This is a genomic window from Pseudomonas sp. W2I6 (assembly GCF_030815935.1).
Taxonomy (GTDB): domain Bacteria; phylum Pseudomonadota; class Gammaproteobacteria; order Pseudomonadales; family Pseudomonadaceae; genus Aquipseudomonas.
This window is the reverse complement of record NZ_JAUSXJ010000001.1, coordinates 1,927,917-1,946,271: the sequence shown is the minus strand read 5'-3', so window position 1 is coordinate 1,946,271 and position 18,355 is coordinate 1,927,917. Positions and strand designations below refer to the sequence as shown.

Below are 18,355 nucleotides of genomic sequence, written 5' to 3'. Positions count from 1 at the left end.
AATTGCATGCATGTGCTCAGTTCAACAGATGCTTGCAGCGGTCTACACTGGGGATTCATTCACCGGTAAGGTGTGTGAAAACAAGCGCCCATCGACCACGGATAGCGATCATGGCTCAACCAGCAGCTGCAACCGGAACCCTGTGTTCAGAGCGGGAACAGAGGGTCAAGCAATTGATCCTCGCCAATCTTGCTGGCCCCCTGGAGGTGACGGAACTGGCTCGCGCCTGTGAGCTGTCCCGCAGCCATTTCTCCAGGGCCTTCAAGCGCACCACCGGTGTATCGCCCCAGGAATGGATTCGCCAGCAACGCATCAAGCAGGCCAAGGTGCTGATCACCGGCTCCGCCCTGAGCCTGACGCAGATCAGCCAGGAATGCGGGTTCTGCGACCAGGCGCACTTCTGTCACCTGTTCAGCCGCAGCGAAGGCGTGAACCCAATGGCCTGGCGCAAACTTCAGCTGCGCTACCGCCATCATCTGCGGACGGCACAGCTGGCGATCGTCAACCTAAAAGAGACAGTCATTCCGATTTCAGCTTCTTAATCAACCTATCGTTAACCAGTAATCTTCTCCTCACACCGAAGCCCTGCATCTCGCAGCCAGGCTTCCCTTGAGGAGAACACCCCATGCTGACCCTTCGCAAAGCCTCGGAACGCGGCGCCGCCAATCACGGTTGGTTGAAGTCGTTCCACACCTTCTCGTTCGCCAACTACTGGAATCCCAAGGAACAGGGTTTTTCCGACCTGTTGGTGATCAACGATGACCGGGTTGCCGCAGGCAAGGGCTTCGGCCAACACCCGCACCGCGACATGGAGATTTTCTCCTATGTGCTCGAAGGCGCCCTGGAACACAAGGACACCCTGGGCACCGGTTCGGTGATTCGCCCCGGCGACGTGCAACTGATGAGCGCCGGCAGCGGCGTGGCCCACAGCGAGTTCAACCACAGCCACACCCAGGGCGTGCACTTCCTGCAAATCTGGATCGTGCCGGACGTGGCGGGCGCCGAACCGCGCTATCAGCAGGAGCACTTCACCGAGGCGCAGAAACGCGGCCGGTTGCAGTTGATCATCTCGCCGGAAGGCACCGACGGCTCCCTCGGCGTGCGCCAGGACGCGCGGGTGTATGCCGGGCTGTTCAACGGCTTTGAAACCGCCAGCCTGCCGCTGGCCCCGGAACGCTACGCCTACATCCATGTGGCGCGGGGCAGCGTTGAAGTCAATGGCCAGCGCTTGCACGAAGGCGACGGTGCCCGAGTGCGCGATGAGCGGGAGATTCACCTGAGCCATGGGGAGGACGCCGAGGTGCTGGTGTTCGACCTGCGCCCTCGCGAACTGCCAGAAATGCCGTGATGAGCGACGCGATGGCCCGGGAAAACGGGCCATCGCTGGCGTCGATAGTCACCATCAGCCCAATGAAGTTCTCTTAAAAAATCTGCCGCGTAACATCGCATCCATACCAACCAACGACTTTCCCGGAGCACACCCTCATGAAACGCCAACTCTTGCTTAGCCTCGCTTTCTCGGTACTTGCTGTAAGCGCCTTTACCCAACCTGCCCTCGCTGAAGGCGGCGCGGATCGCCTGATGGACAGCCGCGTGGCTGAGGGTGGGTCTGACCGTTTGCTGGAACGCCGCGTTGCTGAAGGCGGGTCTGATCGCCTGCTGGAACGTCGTGTTGCTGAAGGTGGTGCTGATCGCCTTCAAGAAAACCGTGTAGCTGAAGGTGGCGCTGAGCGTCTCCAAGAAAACCGTGTCGCTGAAGGTGGCGCTGACCGCCTGATGGAAAACCGCGCGTAACCCCTGTCGTTCGCGGTTCACCCCCAGCCGGCCTGATCAGCCGGCTTTTTTTCGCCTGCTGTTAACTGATCCTCACAAGCGCCACGACCCCTGTGGCGAGGGAGCTTGCTCCCGCTGGGCTGCGCAGCAGCCCCAATGAACTCACCGCGTTTCTCCAGGAAGACCCCATTGGCAGGTGTTGGGGCCGCTTCGCAGCCCAGCGGGAGCAAGCTCCCTCGCCACGCAAGCTCCCTCTCCATTAGTGAAGTTCACGGTCCAGCCACACCACCGCCTTGCCAATCTGCTGCCGTGCCTCAATCCTCGCGTGCACCTGCTGCACCTCTTCCAGGGCGTAATGCCCTTCGATATCCACCGTCAGCGAACCTTCGAGCATCGCTGCAAACACCGCATTGGCACGCCGTTGCACGGTCGGGCCGTCGGCCATGTGGTCGTTGAGCCGTGGGCGAGTCAGGAACAGTGAACCGGCTTCCCCCAACTCCATCGGGTCCAGATCAGTGATCGAGCCGGAGACGTTGCCGTAATTGACGATCAACCCCCGCGTGCGGCACGCCCTGAAGCTCTCGCGCAAGGTGGCCTTGCCCACCGAATCGAACACCACATCCACGCCCTGCCCTTGCGTGGCCTCCAACACCCGCTTGGCAAACCCGTCGTATTGCCAGGCCTGATCCGCGCCACGCTCAAGGGCAATCGCGCACTTTTCGACGCTGCTGCCGGTGGTGAACACCGTGGCACCGAGCCGATGGGCCATTTGCACCAGCAACTGGCCGATGCTGCCGGACGCCGCGTGGATTAAGCAACGGTTGCCCGCCTGCAACCGCGCGACGTCTTCAATCAGGTAGTGAGCCGTGCAGCCCTGGAACATCGCCGCAGCCGCCTGATCGAAGCCGATCGCATTGGGAATTTGCGCCACTCGCGCGGCGGGCACGCTGGCGTATTCAGCGAACGCGCCCCAGGCAATGCACCAGGCCACCCGATCACCCGGAGCCAAATGGCTCACGCCCTCGCCCACCGCCACCACCACACCCGCCCCTTCCATACCCAGAGTGCACGGCAGCCGTACCGGGTAGGTCACCGACTTGGCGTACTTGCCCTGGCGGGTGTGAACATCCATGAAATTGATCCCGGCACAGGCCACCTTGACCAGTACATGGCCGGCGGTCACTTGGGGTTTGGGCACATCAAGGCGCAGTTGAACGACCTCAGGGCCGCCGTAGGTTTCAAGGGTGAGGGCTTTCATCGCGGGACAACTCCGTTTGCAGTGGGAATGCGCCATGGTAAAAGGCGCCACTCTGTACGAGAATTCCCCAATACCTCCCACCCTCCGTGCGGAAATAACCCGATGTTCGACTGGCAGGATCTGTTTTTCTTCACCGTACTGGCACGCACCCAGTCGCTGTCGGCTGCCGCCCGCGAGCTGCAGGTGGAACACGCCACCGTCGGCCGGCGCGTCGATGCCCTGGAAAAAGCCCTCGGCGTCAAACTGGTGGATCGCCTGCCCCGCAGCCGGCCGCTCACCGAGGAAGGCCGGGCACTGGCGAAATTGGCGGCAGGCATGGGCGACATGGCCACCGAAGTGATGCGCCTGTCCCGCGTGGCCTCGATCGAAGTGGCCGGCACCGTGCGGGTCAGTTGCCCGCCTTCGATTGCCATCCACTGCATCGCGCCCCATGTCGCACGCTTCAGGACGCAGTATCCCAAACTGAATATCGTGTTGATGTCCTCGACGACGCTGGCCGCCCTCGACAAAGGCGAAGCCGACATTGCCCTGCGCACGGTGCGTCCCGATGAGGAAGCGCTGGTACGCAGAAAGGTCGGCGCCGTGCGCTTCGGCCTCTATGCCACGCCCGAGCTCAAACAACTGCCCGCTGAACAGTGGACATTCATTGCCTATGACGCCACCCGCGACCACCTGCCCCAACAGGCGTGGATGCATCAGGTACGCGGCAACCGCACGATTGCCTTCGCCGCCAGCGACCTGATCACCCAGCAAATGGCCGCCCGGTCCCAAGTAGGTGCGGTGGTATTGCCCACGCTGGTGGGAGATCACGACGCGGCATTGGTGCGGTTGGCAACGAACACCGAAGGCCCGGTTCGCGATATCTGGCTGACGGTGTATCCGGATATGCGCCGCTCGCCTTCGGTGAAGGTGGTGATGGAGTTTCTGGTGAGCTGCATTGAAGGCGAGCCGCAGTTGCGGCGCTGCCTCAGTTGAGGGCGGGCTGGAATTTCTTGCGATAAGCCACCGGCAACACACCCACCCGTTGCTCAAATAAGCGGCGGAAGGAATTGCTGTCCTCATAGCCTACGGCGTAGGTGATGCTGTCCAGCGTCATACGGGTGGTTTCCAGCAGTAGCTTGGCCCGCTCCAAACGCAGGGTTTGCAGGTAGGCAATGGGTGTATAGCCGGTGGACTCCTTGAAGCGCCGCTTGAAATTGCGAACGCCAAAACCAAAGCGCCGAGCCAGGTCATCGATTACAACGGCTTGTGCAAAGTGCTGCTCCAGCCAGTGTTGCACCCGCAAAATATCTCCGTCGCAGTGGTTTTTAGGCGATGACCACATCACATAGATGGATTGCTCACTGCGCACGTTGTCGATCAGCAGGTACTTGCTGCAGGTATGCGCCAACTCCGGTGTGCCGAAGCGGCGTATCAGATGCAACAGCAGGTCCATCGCGGCACTCGCCCCGCCGCTGGTGATCACCCGGTTTTCTTCACAGAGCATCTGCGTCTCCTGCAACGTCACCCCGGGGTAGCGCCGGGCAAAGAGTTCGGCAAAAGCCCAGTGAGTGGTGGCGCGCAACCCATCCAGTAGACCGTTCTCGGCAAGCATGAACGCGGCGGTGCACATTGATGCAACCACCGCGCCTTGCGCGTGCTGCTTGCGCAGCCATGCACCGTAGGCGGGAAACGCCGGCAAGGCCTCTTTCAAGGTGAACAAAAACCCCGGTATCAGCACCAGATCCGTGTGCCCTAGTTGTGCCATCGAACAATCAACCTGCAAGCACTGCCCGCCCCAAGCGTTGACGACCTGACCGTCGAGCGAGACGACGACCACTTCAAAGGGCTGCTTACCCTCGGCAAACAGATTGGCCGCACTCAGCATCTCAAGGGCGAGCGTGGCGCTGGCAGCCGAACACCGATCGGCCAGGAGCAGGGTAATGTGCATAAAAATTCCAGATTGCGCTTTTCGCATGAAATAAGTCATTTGCGCACCTACCTTACCTGATTCCTCCGCACTACAGTGCGAGCTTCAATCACTGCTCGGCTAATTCATGAATCTCTGGTTTCGCTTACTGCTCATGCTGTTTCGGCGCCCCTGGCGCAAGCCCGTCGATGGCCTGGCCACCACCGTTGTACGGATGCGTGTCTGGCCGCTGGACCTTGACCTCAACCGGCACGTCACCAACGGCCGGTATTTCACCCTGGCCGATGTCGGGCGCATGGATTTCGTACTGCGCAGCGGCGCATTTCGCGTGGCTTTGCGCAATAAGGCGCTGCCGGTTGTCGGTGACACCTGGGGCAAGTTCCGACGGGAATTGAAGCTGTTCGAAGCGTTTGAAATCCACACCCGGATTCTGGGCTGGGATCAAAAATGGAGCGTGATGGAGCACCGCTTCGTCAGCCGGGGCCGCGTGGTCGGAGTAGTGGTGATGCGCGGGCTGTTTCGCTCGGCCAAGGGCACCCTCCCCGCCGCAGATTTTGTGCGGGAGCTGGGATTGGCCGAGGTATCACCCGCGATGCCTGAATGGCTGAGGGCGTGGACGCACAGTTGCGACACCATGAGCGCCCAGTTGCGCGAGGAGGAGCACCGTTCAGGTGTTATTGCGCGGTCGAGTACTGAGCGTCGCTGACCTGCTCCATACAGTCCACCACCTTGCCGTCGAGCATTTCGTTAATCGCGATATGGGTCATGGTGGCCGCCAGGCTTCACCCGCATTTGCGCTGTTGGTGGAAGCGTTGCGTTATCGCGGCTGAAGGAAGTCCGTCAGGGCCGCGCCCAAGCCATCGAACACCACGGCGATGCGCGGAACCTTGCGCATGTCCTGATGCATGGCGATCCACACGTCAACCTTGAAATCCACCTGCGCGGGCAACACCCGCACCAGCCCGTGACGTTGTGCCACCTGGGCTGAACACACGCCGATCCCAAGCCCCGCACGCAGAGCGGCCAACTGCGCGAGGTGATCGTCGGTGCGAATCACCGTACTGGGAGCCGAACAGTCGAAACCGCGCTCACCCAGGAATTCGATCTCCAGCAAGTTGCGGTCCGGCCCGATCAGCGGGTAGCCGTGCAATTGCGCAACGGTGTCCGGCGTGCCCTGCTCTGCCAACAGTTCGGGTGCGGCGTACAACCCTACGTGAAGGTCGCCGACCTTGCGCGCGACCACCGTGGATTCGACCGGGCGACGGATGCGTACGGCGACGTCGGCCTCTTGCCGGGCAAGTGCCTGCAGCCGATTGGATACGCTCAGTTCGATGGCCAATTGCGGATGATCACGGCGCAGGCTGCGCAACATGGGCGGCAGCACTTCAACGCCCAGCAGCTTGCCGCTGGTGAGCCGCACCGTGCCGCCGGCGAGCGCCGTGTCGGCCGAGGCTGCGCGGCTGAAGGCGTTGGCGGCAACGGCCATCGCTTCAACGTGGCTGATCAGGTCCTTGGCCGTTTCGGTGGGCAATAGCCCGGCGGGTGAGCGGATAAACAGGCTGACCCCGACGCTCTGCTCCAGGGCCTCGATCCGTCGCCGCGCGGTGGCCTGGGCAATCCCCAGCAAACGGGCCGCGCCCGACAGGCTGCCGGTGCGCAACACGGCGAGGAAGGCGCGCTGGGTTTCCCATTGGAGTTGCGGGGCGTTCATACATTTCCTGTGAGCCGCTGGGCAGTTTTGGCGGATGTTCTTTGTTCGGAGGCTGCGGCATGCTGGCGAGCATAACCGATGGGGCTTTCGCCCTCACTTTGCACAGGATCGTTTTTGATGACACTCACCGGCCAATGTCGCTGCACCCGCGTGACCTACACCCTCGATACCGACGCGCCGCTGGCGGTGTATGCCTGCCATTGCCGCCACTGCCAGACCTGGAGCGGCAGCGCGTTTGCCCTGCATGCGCTGTTGCCGGCGGATGCGCTGCGGGTTGAAGGTTCGCTGACGGAATATGCCTATGACGTTGATGGGCAGCGCTCGGAACATCGGTTGTGCGGGGTGTGCCATACGCGGATCTGCAACACCACGACGGCCGCGCCGGGGTTGGTTGTGCTGCGAGTCGGGACACTGGATGAGAGCCCGTCCGTGCAGCCGGTGGCGCATATCTGGCTGCGGCACAAGCAGCCGTGGGTAACGCTGGCGGAGGGTGTTCCGACCTGGCCGGAAAGCCCTGCGCCCCAGGCGTTTGCGCAGGCGTTGAGCGTTCCCCTGTAGACATGACTCACACCCACACTGTGGCGAGGGAGCTTGCTCCCGCTGGGTTGCGCAGCAACCCCAAAAGCATTGACCGGCCCATCCTGAAAGACCGCAGCGGCCTACCAGGGGGCGCTTCGCACCCCAACGGGAGCAAGCTCCCTCGCCACATTGGGCTCTGCGTCGATGTTGAGGCTCAGCACTTCGCCATTGCGCAACTGCCAGGCGAAGAAGTCTGAGAAATCATCGCGAACCAATGCGCGAATCGCCTTGGCGACAACCCCATGGGCAACCAGCACCACCACCTGTTGCCCATGGTTCACCAGCAACTGATTCAATCCGCCCCGGATGCGCTCGACGAACTGCGAGATTGACTCACCGTCCGTGGGTGCCCGCTCCCATTGCCGGGTAATATTCTGCGCCCAAAGGTCGGGATAACGCTGCGCCGCCTCCGCCTGGGTCAGTCCCTCAAACACCCCCACGCCGCGCTCACGAAACGCATCCAGCGTAGGCAGTTGCAGCCCATCATCCGCAAACACAATGGCCGCCGTTTGCTGAGCCCTGCGCAGCGGCGAGACGATGACGGCGTCGATCTGCGCCGGCAATTTTTCCCGCAACTCCCGCGCCTGCAGCACGCCCCGTTCGTTGAGATCAATGTCCAGCGAGCCCTGGTAACGCCCCTCGGCATTGGCTTGAGTTTCGCCGTGACGAACAACATACAACTGCATACCGCCCTCCTTCATCCTGACGCTGAAAGGCCGCGAACGGCGCACCCGATAAAGGCTTAAGCTAAGATCGAAAAATTATTTATCGAATGTTTTTTAGAACAATAAGCTCACCTTAATCCATTAAGAGTCGAGCACGCCATGCCCCAGTTTTCGCTCCATCGCCTTTTCATCGCAGGCCTTGCCACACTGGGCCTCTGCACCACCCTGAGCACACAAGCCCAGGAAACCGTACGCATCGGCTACCAGAAATCCTCGACCCTGATCACCTTGCTGAAAACCCAGGGCACCCTGGAAAAAGCCCTCAAGGCCGACGGCATAGACGTCACCTGGCACGAGTTCCCCAGTGGCCTGCCGCTGCTGGAAGCACTCAACGTCGGTAACGTGGATATCAGCGCCGACGTGGCCGACACCGTGCCGATCTTCGCCCAGGCCGCCCAGGCCAAGCTCACCTACTTCGCCCAGGAAGCGCCCTCGCCCCAAGCCCAGGCGATCGTGGTGCGCAAGGACTCGCCGATCCAGCAACTGGCGGATTTGAAAGGCAAGAAAATCGCCGTGACCAAGGCCGCCGGCACTCACTATTTATTGATCGCTGCCTTGAACAAGGCGGGGCCGGCCTTCTCCGATATCGAGCCGGCGTACCTGACGCCCGCCGATGGCCGCGCTGCATTTGAAAACAACAAGGTTGATGCCTGGGTCACCTGGGAACCGTTCCTCACCAGCGTGCAGCGCCAACTGCCCACCCGCACCCTTGCGGACGGTACCGGGCTGGCCAGTTACAAGCGCTATTACCTGACGGGTACGCCCTACGCCAAGGCGCATCCCGAAGTGCTGAAGCTGGTGTACGAGCAGTTGCACCAGGCTGGCGAGTGGGTGAAGAGCCACCCGCGTGATGCCGCGAAAGTGCTGGGGCCGTTGTGGGGCAACCTGGATGTGGAGACTGTCGAGGCCGCCAATGCTCATCGCAGTTATGAGGTGCAGCCGGTGACGCTGGATCAGTTGGGGGAACAGCAGAAGATTGCGGATGCGTTCTTCAAGGCGGGGTTGTTGCCCAAGGCGGTGGATGCGCAGGATGTGCAGGTGTGGAAACCCTGAGGCAGTCAACTGTGGGAGCCGGGCTTGTCCGCGATGCAGACAACCCGGTACTCCAGTCATACCGCGGTGATGCCATCGCAGCCTCGCCAAGGCTCGACAGCTCCCACAGGTGATGTTCAGGGCCTGAACTATCGGCGGTGTCAGCTTTTACGCGTCGCGTCATCCAGCGCCAGAATGGTATGGGCATTGGTCACCGTGGTCGCCAGGGTATTGATCACTCCCGAACGCAACGCCCCCAGCGTTGCCGCCGCCTTGGTGTTTTCACTGGCAATCGCCACCACATCCGGAATCCGGAACAGCTCCTGCACCGTCAACCCGATCACCCGCCCCTGAATCGCGTTGACCGCCGGCTGGCCATGAATGTCGATGAAGTCATAACCCATCATGTCCCCCACGGTGCCGGACAACCGCGCCTGGGCGATTTCCTGGGGCGAAAACCACCCCATGCGCACCATGTTGCTGTTTTCACTCATGTCACCGATGCCGATCAACGCCATGTCCGCACGGCGGGCACGGTCAAGCGTGGAACGCACCGTATCGTTGCTGATCAACACCCCACGCAGTTCCGGGTTGGCCACCAGCGCCGGGGCGTACAGGCTTTCACTCTCGCCACCAAACCGCAGGGCCAGGCGCCGGCAAATATGGTCGGGGTTCATGTATTCACCCGCCTTGAGCGAACCGCCAATGGCGCACACAAACGTACAGTTGCGGGTCACCGGCAAAAACACATTATCGGCCACCGCACCGACGTTACGCCCCCCATGCCGACCGCGACGATCATGCCGTCACTGAGGGTTTTGTTCAGGTAGTTGGCCACCAGGCTCGCCACCGCCGAGCGCTGGGTGTCCGGGTCGCTGTGGTCGACCGCAATCAACGCGCGGTCCAGCTGGAAGCGCTCCACCAGCGCCTGTTCCAGCTCGTTGTTCATCGCCGGGTGCTGCAACACCCGCACCTCGACAATCCCTTCATCCCGTGCGCGTTTGAGCAGGCGGCTGACTTTTGCCCGGGACAGGTCGAAGCGCTTGGCGATGGCTTCCTGAGTGACGTTCTCAAGGTAATAGAGCATCGCCACTTCGGTCATCAGGTCGATGTCGCTGGCGATGCGCTGGGTACTGTCACTCATGGGCACGGGCTTCCGTTTCGGTGTCAAAGGCGCATTCTCCCGACTCTTGCCCCGTTCCGTCCACTACTGATGCCCGTCACGCTCGATCGCGTTGATGCGGTCGACCTTGGCCCCGGAACGCGCGGCTTCGAACTCCGACTCCAGGAACGACTTGACGATGCTCTTGGCCAGTTCCGCGCCGATCACCCGTGCACCGATGGACAGGATCTGCGCATCGTTGCTCTTGCGTGCCCGCTCCGCCGAATAGGTGTCATGGGCCTGGGCCGCACGAATCCCCAGGACTTTGTTGGCCGAGATGGCCATGCCGATGCCAGTGCCGCACACCAGCACGCCCAAGCGTTGCTCGCCGGCATTGATCGCCGTGGCCACCGCCAGGGCAATGTCCGGGTACAGCACCGGCGCCGTGGAATGGGTGCCGAAGTCCGTCACCGGGTAACCCAGCGCCTCGATATGGCGCTTCAACAGCTCTTTGAGCTCATAACCCGCTTCATCGCATCCGATAGCCACCGGGAAAGGTGTGTTCATGGCGTTTGGCTCCGCTGCCGTTTTGGGTACTGGAGAGTGATCATATGATCACTCGATGAAATTTATCTCAGTCATTTCTCGGATATTCCAGTCGCCCTGTCAAGCAGGATTTAGCTGACCTCCCAGTCAAAGCCCTCTAAACCGGCGCACTTTGCGCAAATCCATCCATTTACAACTTTTCAGTGAAAGAGATTGACTGATCAGAATTTCATTTGATACACATATGCTCACAGCGAAACATGACTGTGCGACCTAATAAGAATTCACAGCACGAGGACACGCCGATGGCCACGCCATTACTGCTCCAGGCTGAACACGTCGCCAAGGCTTACGCCGGGATTCCTGCCCTGCGTGAGGGGCGCCTCTCTCTGCGGGCCGGCAGCGTCCACGCCCTGTGCGGCGGCAATGGCGCAGGCAAATCGACTTTCCTGAGCATCCTGATGGGCATCACCCAGCGTGACGCCGGGACCATCCTGCTCAACGGCTCCCCCGTCCAGTTCAACCGCCCCAGCGAAGCACTCGCGGCGGGGATCGCGATGATCACCCAGGAGCTGGAACCCATCCCCTACATGACCGTCGCCGAAAACATCTGGCTGGGCCGCGAACCGCGCCGCGCCGGCTGCATCGTCGACAGCAAGGAGCTCAACCGGCGCACTCGCGAACTGCTGGAAGGCCTGGAGTTCGACGTCGACGCCACCAGCCCCATGCATCGCCTGAGCGTGGCGCAGATCCAGCTGGTGGAGATCGCCAAGGCATTCAGCCACGACTGCCAGGTGATGATCATGGACGAGCCCACCTCGGCCATCGGCGAGCGCGAGGCCGAAACCCTGTTCAAGGCCATCCGCCGCCTCACCGCCCGTGGTGCCGGCATCATCTATGTGTCGCACCGCCTCAGTGAACTGGCGCAGATTGCCGACGACTACAGCATCTTTCGCGACGGCGCCTTCGTTGAGACCGGGCGCATGGCCGATATCGACCGCGCCCACCTGGTGCGCGGCATCGTCGGCCAGGAACTGACCCGCATCGACCACAAGGTCGGCCGCGAATGCGCCGCCGAATGCTGCCTGGACGTCGACAGCCTGAGCCGCGCCGGCGAGTTCCAGGACATCAGCCTGCAACTGCGCCAGGGCGAGATTCTCGGCATCTACGGGCTGATGGGCTCGGGCCGCAGCGAATTCCTCAACTGCATCTACGGCCTCACCACGCCGGACTCCGGCAGCGTGACCCTGCAAGGCAAACCGATGCCCATCGGCCTGCCCAAGGCAACGATCCAGGCCGGCATGTCACTGGTCACCGAAGACCGCAAGGACAGCGGCCTGGTGCTCAGCGGCAGCATCCTCTCGAACATCGCATTGTCGGCGTACAAGCAGCTGTCGAGCTGGTCGCTGATCAATGCCCGCAAGGAAAACCAACTGGCCCAGGACATGGTCAAGCGCCTGCAGATCAAGACCACTTCCCTGGACCTGCCGGTGGAATCCATGAGCGGTGGCAACCAGCAAAAAGTGGTGCTCGCCAAATGCCTGTCGACCCAGCCGATCTGCCTGCTGTGCGATGAGCCGACCCGGGGCATCGACGAAGGTGCCAAGCAGGAGATCTATCACCTGCTGGACCAGTTCGTGCGCGCCGGTGGCGCGGCGATTGTGGTGTCGTCCGAAGCCCCGGAATTGCTGCACCTGAGTGACCGTATTGCCGTGTTCAAAGGCGGAAGGCTGGTGACCATCAGCAGCGATACCGCCCTTTCCCAGGAAGCCTTGTTGAGTCTTGCCTCATGAATGCCAAATCACTTTCTACACCTGCAGCCGCCCCCGTCACGACCGCGCCCCGCAGCCGCCTGCGCTTGTCCCTCGACCGCTTCGGCCTGCCGCTGGTGTTTATCCTGCTGTGCCTGGTGATGGCCTTCGCCAGCGAATACTTCATGACCTGGCGCAACTGGATGGACATCCTGCGCCAGACCTCGATCAACGGGATTCTCGCCGTGGGCATGACCTACGTGATCCTGACCAAAGGCATCGACCTGTCGGTGGGCTCGATCCTGGCGTTTGCCGGGTTGTGCAGTGCCATGGTCGCGACCCAAGGGTATGGCGTGCTGGCGGCGGTCAGCGCCGGGATGTTCGCCGGGGCGATGCTCGGGGTGGTGAACGGCTTTATGGTCGCCAACCTGTCGATCCCGCCCTTTGTCGCGACCTTGGGCATGCTGAGTATTGCCCGGGGCATGACCTTCATCTTGAACGACGGCAGCCCGATCACTGACCTGCCCGACGCCTACCTGGCGCTGGGTATTGGCAAGATCGGCCCGATCGGTGTGCCGATCGTGATCTTCGCCGTGGTCGCGCTGATCTTCTGGATGGTGCTGCGCTACACCACCTACGGCCGCTATGTGTACGCGGTGGGTGGCAACGAGAAGAGCGCGCGCACCTCCGGGATCGGCGTGCGCAAGGTGATGTTTTCGGTGTACGTGGTCTCGGGCCTGCTCGCCGGGCTGGCCGGTGTGGTGCTGTCGGCGCGCACCACCTCTGCCCTGCCCCAGGCCGGCACCTCGTATGAGCTGGATGCGATTGCCGCCGTGGTAATCGGCGGCACCAGCCTGTCGGGCGGTACCGGCACGATTGTCGGCACGCTGTTTGGCGCATTGCTGATCGGCGTGATCAACAACGGCCTGAACCTGCTCGGCGTGTCCTCCTATTACCAGCAGGTCGCCAAGGGCCTGATCATCGTGTTCGCAGTGCTGATTGACGTGTGGCGCAAGAAGAAACGCTAGTTCTGAAAACTACCACTACAACAATAACGGAGTTCTCTCATGAAACCTGGTACGACTTTGGCCGCCGTCGCGGCACTCTCCCTGCTCGCCAGCAGTGTCACCCTGGCCGCCGATGGCAAGACCTACAAGATCGGCGCCGCCGTGTACGGGCTCAAGGGCCAGTTCATGCAGAACTGGGTGCGCGAGCTGAAGGAACACCCCGCAGTCAAGGACGGCACCGTGCAGTTGACCGTGTTCGACGGCAACTATGACGCACTGACCCAGAACAACCAGATTGAAAACATGGTGACCCAGCACTACGACGCGATCCTGTTTGTGCCGATCGACACCAAGGCCGGCGTCGGCACCGTGAAGGCCGCCATGAGCAATGACGTGGTGGTGATCGCCTCCAACACCAAGGTGGCGGACGCCAACGTGCCTTATGTTGGCAACGATGACGTGGAAGGCGGTCGCCTGCAGGCCCAGGCCATGGTCGACAAACTCAAGGGCCGCGGCAACGTGGTGATCATCCAGGGCCCGATTGGCCAGTCGGCGCAGATCGACCGCGAAAAGGGCGAGATGGAAGTACTGGGCAAGCACCCGGACATCAAGATCATCGAGAAGAAAACCGCCAACTGGGACCGCGCACAGGCCCTGGCCCTGACCGAAGACTGGCTGAACGCACACCCCAAGGGCATCAACGGGGTGATCGCGCAGAACGACGACATGGCCCTCGGCGCGGTGCAGGCGTTGAAGTCCCATGGGCTGACGTCCAAGGATGTGCCGGTGACGTCCATCGACGGCATGCCGGATGCGATCCAGGCGGCGAAGAAAGATGAAGTGACCACCTTCCTGCAGGACGCCCAGGCCCAGTCCCAAGGCGCGCTGGATGTGGCGCTGCGGGCGCTGGCCGGCAAGGATTACAAGCCGCAGTCGGTGATCTGGGAACGTTATGGCAAGGACGTGAAATGGGGTGACGGCACCGCCAGGAACTACATCCTGCCGTGGGTGCCGGTGACCAATGCGAATGCGGATGCGCTGTATCAGCAGGTGAGCGGTACGAAGTAAGTTTTGACTTGAAACCCGGTCAAGTGTGGGAGCGGGCTTGCTCGCGAAAGCGGTGGATCATTCAACAGATGTGCCACCTGATACACCGCTTTCGCGAGCAAGCCCGCTCCCACATTGGATCTCCACCGATCTGAAAAATGGAGTCATGTTCATGTCTGGATTCTGGAATCAAGCCTTCGACCTCACCGGCCGCTGCGCCGTGATCACCGGCGGGGCCGCCGGGATCGGTCTGGCTTGTGCCAGCCTGCTGGTGGAACGCGGCGCGCGGGTGGCCCTGCTGGACCGCGACCCGGCCGTGGTCGAAGTCGCCGCCAGCCTCGGCGCCGGGAACATCGGCATCGCCGTGGACCTGCGCCAACTCGACCAGGTGCACAGCACCGTCGATTACGTATTCGATCACTTCAAACGCTTGGATTACCTGATCAACAGCGCCGGCGTCGCCCTGCTGGACAAGGCCCTGGACGTCAGCGAAAACGCCTGGGACACCACTCTCGACATCAACCTCAAGGCCAGTTTCTTCGTGGCCCAGGCCTGCGCCAGGTACATGCTGGCCCAGGGCAGCGGGCGCATCGTCAACCTCGCCTCCCAAGCGGCGGTGATCGGCCTGGACCGTCACGTCGCCTACTGCGCCAGCAAGGCCGCCGTGGTCGGCATGACCAAGGTGCTCGCCATGGAATGGGCGCCGCATATCAACGTCAACGCCATCTCCCCGACCATCGTCGAAACCGCCCTCGGCAAAAAGGCCTGGGCCGGCGAGCTGGGGGAACGGGCCAAATTGCAGATCCCGGCGGGCCGCTTTGCCCAGCCGGAAGAAATCGCCGGGCTGGCGTTGTACCTGCTCAGCGACGCCGCACAGATGATCACCGGGGAAAACGTGGTGATCGACGGTGGCTACAGCATCCAGTAATTGATCTTTTGTCGTGAGGTTTATCGTCATGTCTACCGTTACCGTACGCACTGCCGAACAACTGTCCCCCGTCATTCCGAAAACCATGCAGGCCGTGGTCTGTCACGGCCCCGAAGACTATCGCCTGGAGACCGTCGATGTGCCGACGCCCGGCCCCGACGAGATCCTCACCAAGGTCGAGCTGTGCGGCATCTGCATGGGCGACATCAAGACCTACCGCGGCGCGCCCTCGTTCTGGGGCGACGCCGAGCAGCCGCGCTACGTGAAGCCACCAATGATTCCCGGCCATGAGTTTGTCTGCCGCGTGGTCGCCCTCGGCCCTGGCGCGGAAAAGCGCGGGGTGAAGGTCGGCGACCGGGTGATTTCCGAACAGATCGTGCCGTGCTGGGGCTGCCGCTTCTGCAACCACGGCCAGTACTGGATGTGCCAGAAACACGACTTGTACGGCTTCCAGAACAACGTCCAGGGCGCCATGGCCCAGTACATGATCTTCACCAAGGAAGGCATCATCCACAAAGTACCGGACTCGATTGCCCCGGACGAAGCCATCCTGATCGAACCCCTGGCCTGCTCGCTGCACGCGGCGGAACGGGCGAATGTGGATTTCGACGACATCGTGGTGGTGGCCGGCGCCGGCACCCTGGGCCTGGGGATCATCGGTGCGGTGCGCATGCGCAACCCGAAAAAACTCATCGTGCTCGACATGAAACCCGAACGCGCTGCCCTCGCCCTGCGCATGGGTGCGGATGAAGTGTGGAACCCGGCTGAAGTCGACGTGATGGCGAAGATTCGCGAGATCACCGACGGCTACGGTTGCGACATTTACATCGAAGCCACCGGGCACCACAAGGCGGTGAACCAGGGCCTGGCGATGCTGCGCAAGCTGGGGCGCTTCGTGGAATTCAGCGTGTTCAACGACGAGGCCACGGTGGACTGGTCAATCATCGGTGACCGCAAGGAACTGGACGTGCTGGGCTCGCACCTCGGCCCCTACATGTACCCGCGCGCCATCGACTTTATCGGCAACCGCAAGATCGACATGCGCGACGTGGTGACCCACAAGTTTGCCCTGGCGGACTTCAAGGAAGCGTTTGCGGTGATGGAGCGCGGGGACAAGTCGCTTAAAGTCGTCCTGGAACCCTGATTGGCCCAATAACACAAAACCCTGCGGGCGCCGGGCTCTTTGTGGGAGCTGGCTCCCACACCAAGAACAAGAACACAGGAAACCGCGTTATGAATCGAGTGATAAACGATCCCGACCAGGTGGTCGAGGACATGCTGCGGGGTATTCTGGTCGCGCACCCCGAGCTGCGCCAATACGAAACCAATCCCCGGGTGATCGGCAAGGCCAAGCCGTCACCACAGGGCCGCGTGGGCATCGTGACCGGCGGCGGCTCCGGCCATGAACCGGCCTTCCTCGGCTATGTCGGCCCGGGCCTGGTGGACGCCGTGGCCGTCGGCGAAATCTTCTCCTCGCCCACCGCCAAAAGCTTCTTCGACGCCTTCCGTGCCGCCGACCACGGCGCCGGCGTGGCGTGCCTGTACGGCAACTATGCCGGCGACAACATGAACGTGAAGCTGGCGATGAAGATGGCCGCCAGCAAGGACATGCGCATCCGCACCGTGGTCGCCAACGACGACGTGGCCTCGGCGCCCAAGGCCGACATCGCCAAGCGTCGCGGTGTGGCAGGCGAGATCTTCATGTGGAAGGTCGGCGGTGCAGCCGCGGCCCAGCATTACGACCTGGACGGGGTGATTCGTGTTGCCCAGAAGGCAGTCGACAACTGCCGCTCCATCGGCATCGGCCTCACGCCCTGCACCATCGCAGCGGTGGGCAAGCCGAACTTCCAGATTCCCGACGGGCAGATGGAATTGGGCATCGGCCATCACGGCGAGCCGGGCATTGAAGTCATCCCGATCGAATCCGCCGAGGCCATGGCGGCCCGCATGCTCGCACCGATCCTCGCCGACCGCGACTTCAGCCAGGACGACAGCGTGGTGGTGCTGGTCTCGGGCCTGGGTGCGACGCCGGTGATGGAACTTTACATTTTCTACGCCGAGGTTGAACGTCAGCTGCAAGCCAGGGGCTTGAAGATTCACCGCTGCTACGTGGGCAACTACTTCACCTCCCTGGAAATGATGGGCGTGACTTTGACCTTGCTGGGCCTGGACGCCGAGCTGAAAACCCTGATCGACCAACCCTGCCGCTCCATCGGCATGACCCAGGCGGAATAACCATGAGCCAGCATTTCTCCACCCACGACGGCAGCGCCATCGTCGCCGACCTGGTGAGCGTGATCGTTGCCAACCGCGAATACCTGAGCGAAGTCGACGGCGCCATTGGCGATGGCGACCACGGCATCAACATGGCCAAGGGGTTCGCCCATTGCGGGCGCACGATTGAAGGCCGCCAGCTGACCCTGGCCGAAGCCCTGGATGAGTTGACACTGAGCCTGATGGAAGGCATCGGCGGCTCCATGGGGCCGCTGTATGGCAGCCTGTTTATCGGCATGGCGGATGAGGTGCGCGGCAGCGAACAGATTGACGCGGCGACCTTTGCCCATTTGCTGCGGGGCGGGCTGACCTCGTTGCAGGACATCACCGAAGCCGGCGTGGGTGACAAGTGTTTGATGGACACCTTGATTCCGGCGGTGGAGGCGTTTGAACAGGCCCATGGGTCAGGAGCGTCATTCAGCGATGCGCTGGAGGCGATGAAAAGTGCTGCTTCGCGGGGGCGGGATTCCACCAGGGATCTGGTGGCGAAGATTGGCCGTGCCAGCCGCCTGGGCGAGCGCTCACTGGGCGTGCTGGATGCCGGGGCGGTATCGTGCTGCTTGATACTGACGCGATTGGCGGATTCGGTTCAACCGCGGTTGGTGTAGCGCCTGGTCAGGCCTCATCGCAGGCAAGCCAGCTCCCACAGTTGACCGCGTACACCCAGGCAACTCGGTCAACTGTGGGAGCTGGCTTGCCTGCGATGGCCGCGA

Annotated in this window: 19 protein-coding genes and 2 pseudogenes; 14 read left to right on the top strand and 7 right to left on the bottom strand. The window is 62.1% G+C overall.

What is annotated here, in order from left to right; all coding sequences use genetic code 11:
• Positions 1 to 110: 110 nt before the first annotated feature.
• The 3 genes from QF039_RS09225 to QF039_RS09215 all read left to right on the top strand — a co-directional run bounded on the left by QF039_RS09225 (position 111) and on the right by QF039_RS09215 (position 1,794).
• Entirely contained in the window at positions 111 to 542 is a 432-nt protein-coding gene (locus QF039_RS09225; RefSeq protein WP_023658747.1) for an AraC family transcriptional regulator, read from the top strand.
• An 83-nt stretch (positions 543 to 625) separates the two neighbouring features.
• Positions 626 to 1,348 carry a pirin family protein gene (locus tag QF039_RS09220; protein WP_008434624.1) on the top strand — a complete coding sequence of 241 codons (723 nt, stop codon included), beginning with the start codon at positions 626 to 628 and terminating at the stop codon, positions 1,346 to 1,348.
• A gap of 137 nt (positions 1,349 to 1,485) precedes the next feature.
• A complete protein-coding gene (locus QF039_RS09215) occupies positions 1,486 to 1,794 on the top strand; it encodes a hypothetical protein (RefSeq protein WP_307517603.1) in 309 nt (102 codons plus the stop codon).
• A gap of 238 nt (positions 1,795 to 2,032) precedes the next feature.
• On the opposite strand, the gene QF039_RS09210 is transcribed toward QF039_RS09215, so the two are convergent.
• Positions 2,033 to 3,031, bottom strand: a complete 999-nt coding sequence (locus QF039_RS09210; protein WP_307517601.1) for a quinone oxidoreductase — start codon at positions 3,029 to 3,031, stop codon at positions 2,033 to 2,035.
• 102 nt (positions 3,032 to 3,133) lie between these two features.
• Between QF039_RS09210 and QF039_RS09205 the strand changes: the two genes are divergently transcribed.
• Entirely contained in the window at positions 3,134 to 4,006 is an 873-nt protein-coding gene (locus QF039_RS09205; RefSeq protein ID WP_307517599.1) for a LysR family transcriptional regulator, read from the top strand.
• Here QF039_RS09205 and QF039_RS09200 read toward each other — a convergent pair.
• Positions 3,999 to 4,961, bottom strand: coding sequence for a GlxA family transcriptional regulator (locus QF039_RS09200; protein WP_307517597.1), 963 nt, complete (start codon positions 4,959 to 4,961; stop codon positions 3,999 to 4,001). The genes QF039_RS09205 and QF039_RS09200 overlap by 8 nt on opposite strands.
• Before the next feature lie 106 nt (positions 4,962 to 5,067).
• On the opposite strand from QF039_RS09200, the gene QF039_RS09195 reads away from it, so the two are divergent.
• Entirely contained in the window at positions 5,068 to 5,646 is a 579-nt protein-coding gene (locus QF039_RS09195; RefSeq protein WP_102368798.1) for an acyl-CoA thioesterase, read from the top strand.
• Here the strand turns inward: QF039_RS09195 and QF039_RS09190 are convergent.
• Both QF039_RS09190 and QF039_RS09185 read right to left on the bottom strand, forming a co-directional pair.
• Positions 5,615 to 5,707: pseudogene (locus QF039_RS09190) on the bottom strand (cupin domain-containing protein); the annotation flags it as partial. The gene QF039_RS09195 and the pseudogene QF039_RS09190 sit on opposite strands and share 32 nt — an antisense overlap.
• 50 nt (positions 5,708 to 5,757) lie before the next feature.
• On the bottom strand, positions 5,758 to 6,651 hold the full coding sequence (locus QF039_RS09185) for a LysR family transcriptional regulator (protein WP_003215726.1): 894 nt from the start codon (positions 6,649 to 6,651) through the stop codon (positions 5,758 to 5,760).
• A gap of 117 nt (positions 6,652 to 6,768) precedes the next feature.
• Between QF039_RS09185 and QF039_RS09180 the strand changes: the two genes are divergently transcribed.
• Complete coding sequence (locus tag QF039_RS09180) at positions 6,769 to 7,209, top strand: GFA family protein (protein ID WP_177019908.1); 441 nt, start codon at positions 6,769 to 6,771, stop codon at positions 7,207 to 7,209.
• 101 nt (positions 7,210 to 7,310) lie between these two features.
• Here the strand turns inward: QF039_RS09180 and QF039_RS09175 are convergent, their stop codons facing one another.
• Positions 7,311 to 7,916: a histidine phosphatase family protein gene (locus QF039_RS09175; protein ID WP_003215723.1), complete on the bottom strand. Its 606-nt coding sequence runs from the start codon at positions 7,914 to 7,916 to the stop codon at positions 7,311 to 7,313.
• Positions 7,917 to 8,054: 138 nt separating this feature from the next.
• On the opposite strand from QF039_RS09175, the gene QF039_RS09170 reads away from it, so the two are divergent.
• Positions 8,055 to 9,008 (top strand): aliphatic sulfonate ABC transporter substrate-binding protein, encoded by a 954-nt coding sequence (locus QF039_RS09170; RefSeq protein ID WP_307517593.1) that lies wholly within the window; start codon positions 8,055 to 8,057, stop codon positions 9,006 to 9,008.
• A 140-nt stretch (positions 9,009 to 9,148) separates the two neighbouring features.
• On the opposite strand, the pseudogene QF039_RS09165 reads toward QF039_RS09170, so the two are convergent.
• A pseudogene (locus QF039_RS09165) lies at positions 9,149 to 10,131 on the bottom strand (sugar-binding transcriptional regulator).
• 63 nt (positions 10,132 to 10,194) lie between these two features.
• The gene (gene rpiB / locus QF039_RS09160; protein ID WP_003215716.1) at positions 10,195 to 10,656 is read right to left on the bottom strand and encodes a ribose 5-phosphate isomerase B; all 462 of its coding nucleotides are present in this window, start codon (positions 10,654 to 10,656) and stop codon (positions 10,195 to 10,197) included.
• 284 nt (positions 10,657 to 10,940) lie between these two features.
• Here rpiB and QF039_RS09155 point away from each other — a divergent pair, with 284 nt between their 5' ends.
• The 7 genes from QF039_RS09155 (at position 10,941) to dhaL (ending at position 18,250) form a co-directional block, all read left to right on the top strand.
• Complete coding sequence (locus tag QF039_RS09155) at positions 10,941 to 12,428, top strand: sugar ABC transporter ATP-binding protein (protein WP_003215714.1); 1,488 nt, start codon at positions 10,941 to 10,943, stop codon at positions 12,426 to 12,428.
• Positions 12,425 to 13,414 carry an ABC transporter permease gene (locus tag QF039_RS09150; protein WP_003215711.1) on the top strand — a complete coding sequence of 330 codons (990 nt, stop codon included), beginning with the start codon at positions 12,425 to 12,427 and terminating at the stop codon, positions 13,412 to 13,414. The genes QF039_RS09155 and QF039_RS09150 overlap by 4 nt, the downstream gene beginning before the upstream one ends.
• Before the next feature lie 39 nt (positions 13,415 to 13,453).
• Positions 13,454 to 14,461 carry a substrate-binding domain-containing protein gene (locus QF039_RS09145; RefSeq protein ID WP_087694868.1) on the top strand — a complete coding sequence of 336 codons (1,008 nt, stop codon included), beginning with the start codon at positions 13,454 to 13,456 and terminating at the stop codon, positions 14,459 to 14,461.
• A gap of 151 nt (positions 14,462 to 14,612) precedes the next feature.
• Positions 14,613 to 15,368, top strand: a complete 756-nt coding sequence (locus tag QF039_RS09140; RefSeq protein ID WP_307517589.1) for an SDR family oxidoreductase — start codon at positions 14,613 to 14,615, stop codon at positions 15,366 to 15,368.
• Positions 15,369 to 15,396: 28 nt separating this feature from the next.
• Positions 15,397 to 16,512: an alcohol dehydrogenase catalytic domain-containing protein gene (locus QF039_RS09135; protein ID WP_307517587.1), complete on the top strand. Its 1,116-nt coding sequence runs from the start codon at positions 15,397 to 15,399 to the stop codon at positions 16,510 to 16,512.
• Between the two features lie 89 nt (positions 16,513 to 16,601).
• Positions 16,602 to 17,603, top strand: coding sequence for a dihydroxyacetone kinase subunit DhaK (locus QF039_RS09130; protein WP_177123696.1), 1,002 nt, complete (start codon positions 16,602 to 16,604; stop codon positions 17,601 to 17,603).
• Between the two features lie 2 nt (positions 17,604 to 17,605).
• Entirely contained in the window at positions 17,606 to 18,250 is a 645-nt protein-coding gene (gene dhaL, locus QF039_RS09125; RefSeq protein WP_003215682.1) for a dihydroxyacetone kinase subunit DhaL, read from the top strand.
• Positions 18,251 to 18,355 lie beyond the last annotated feature (105 nt).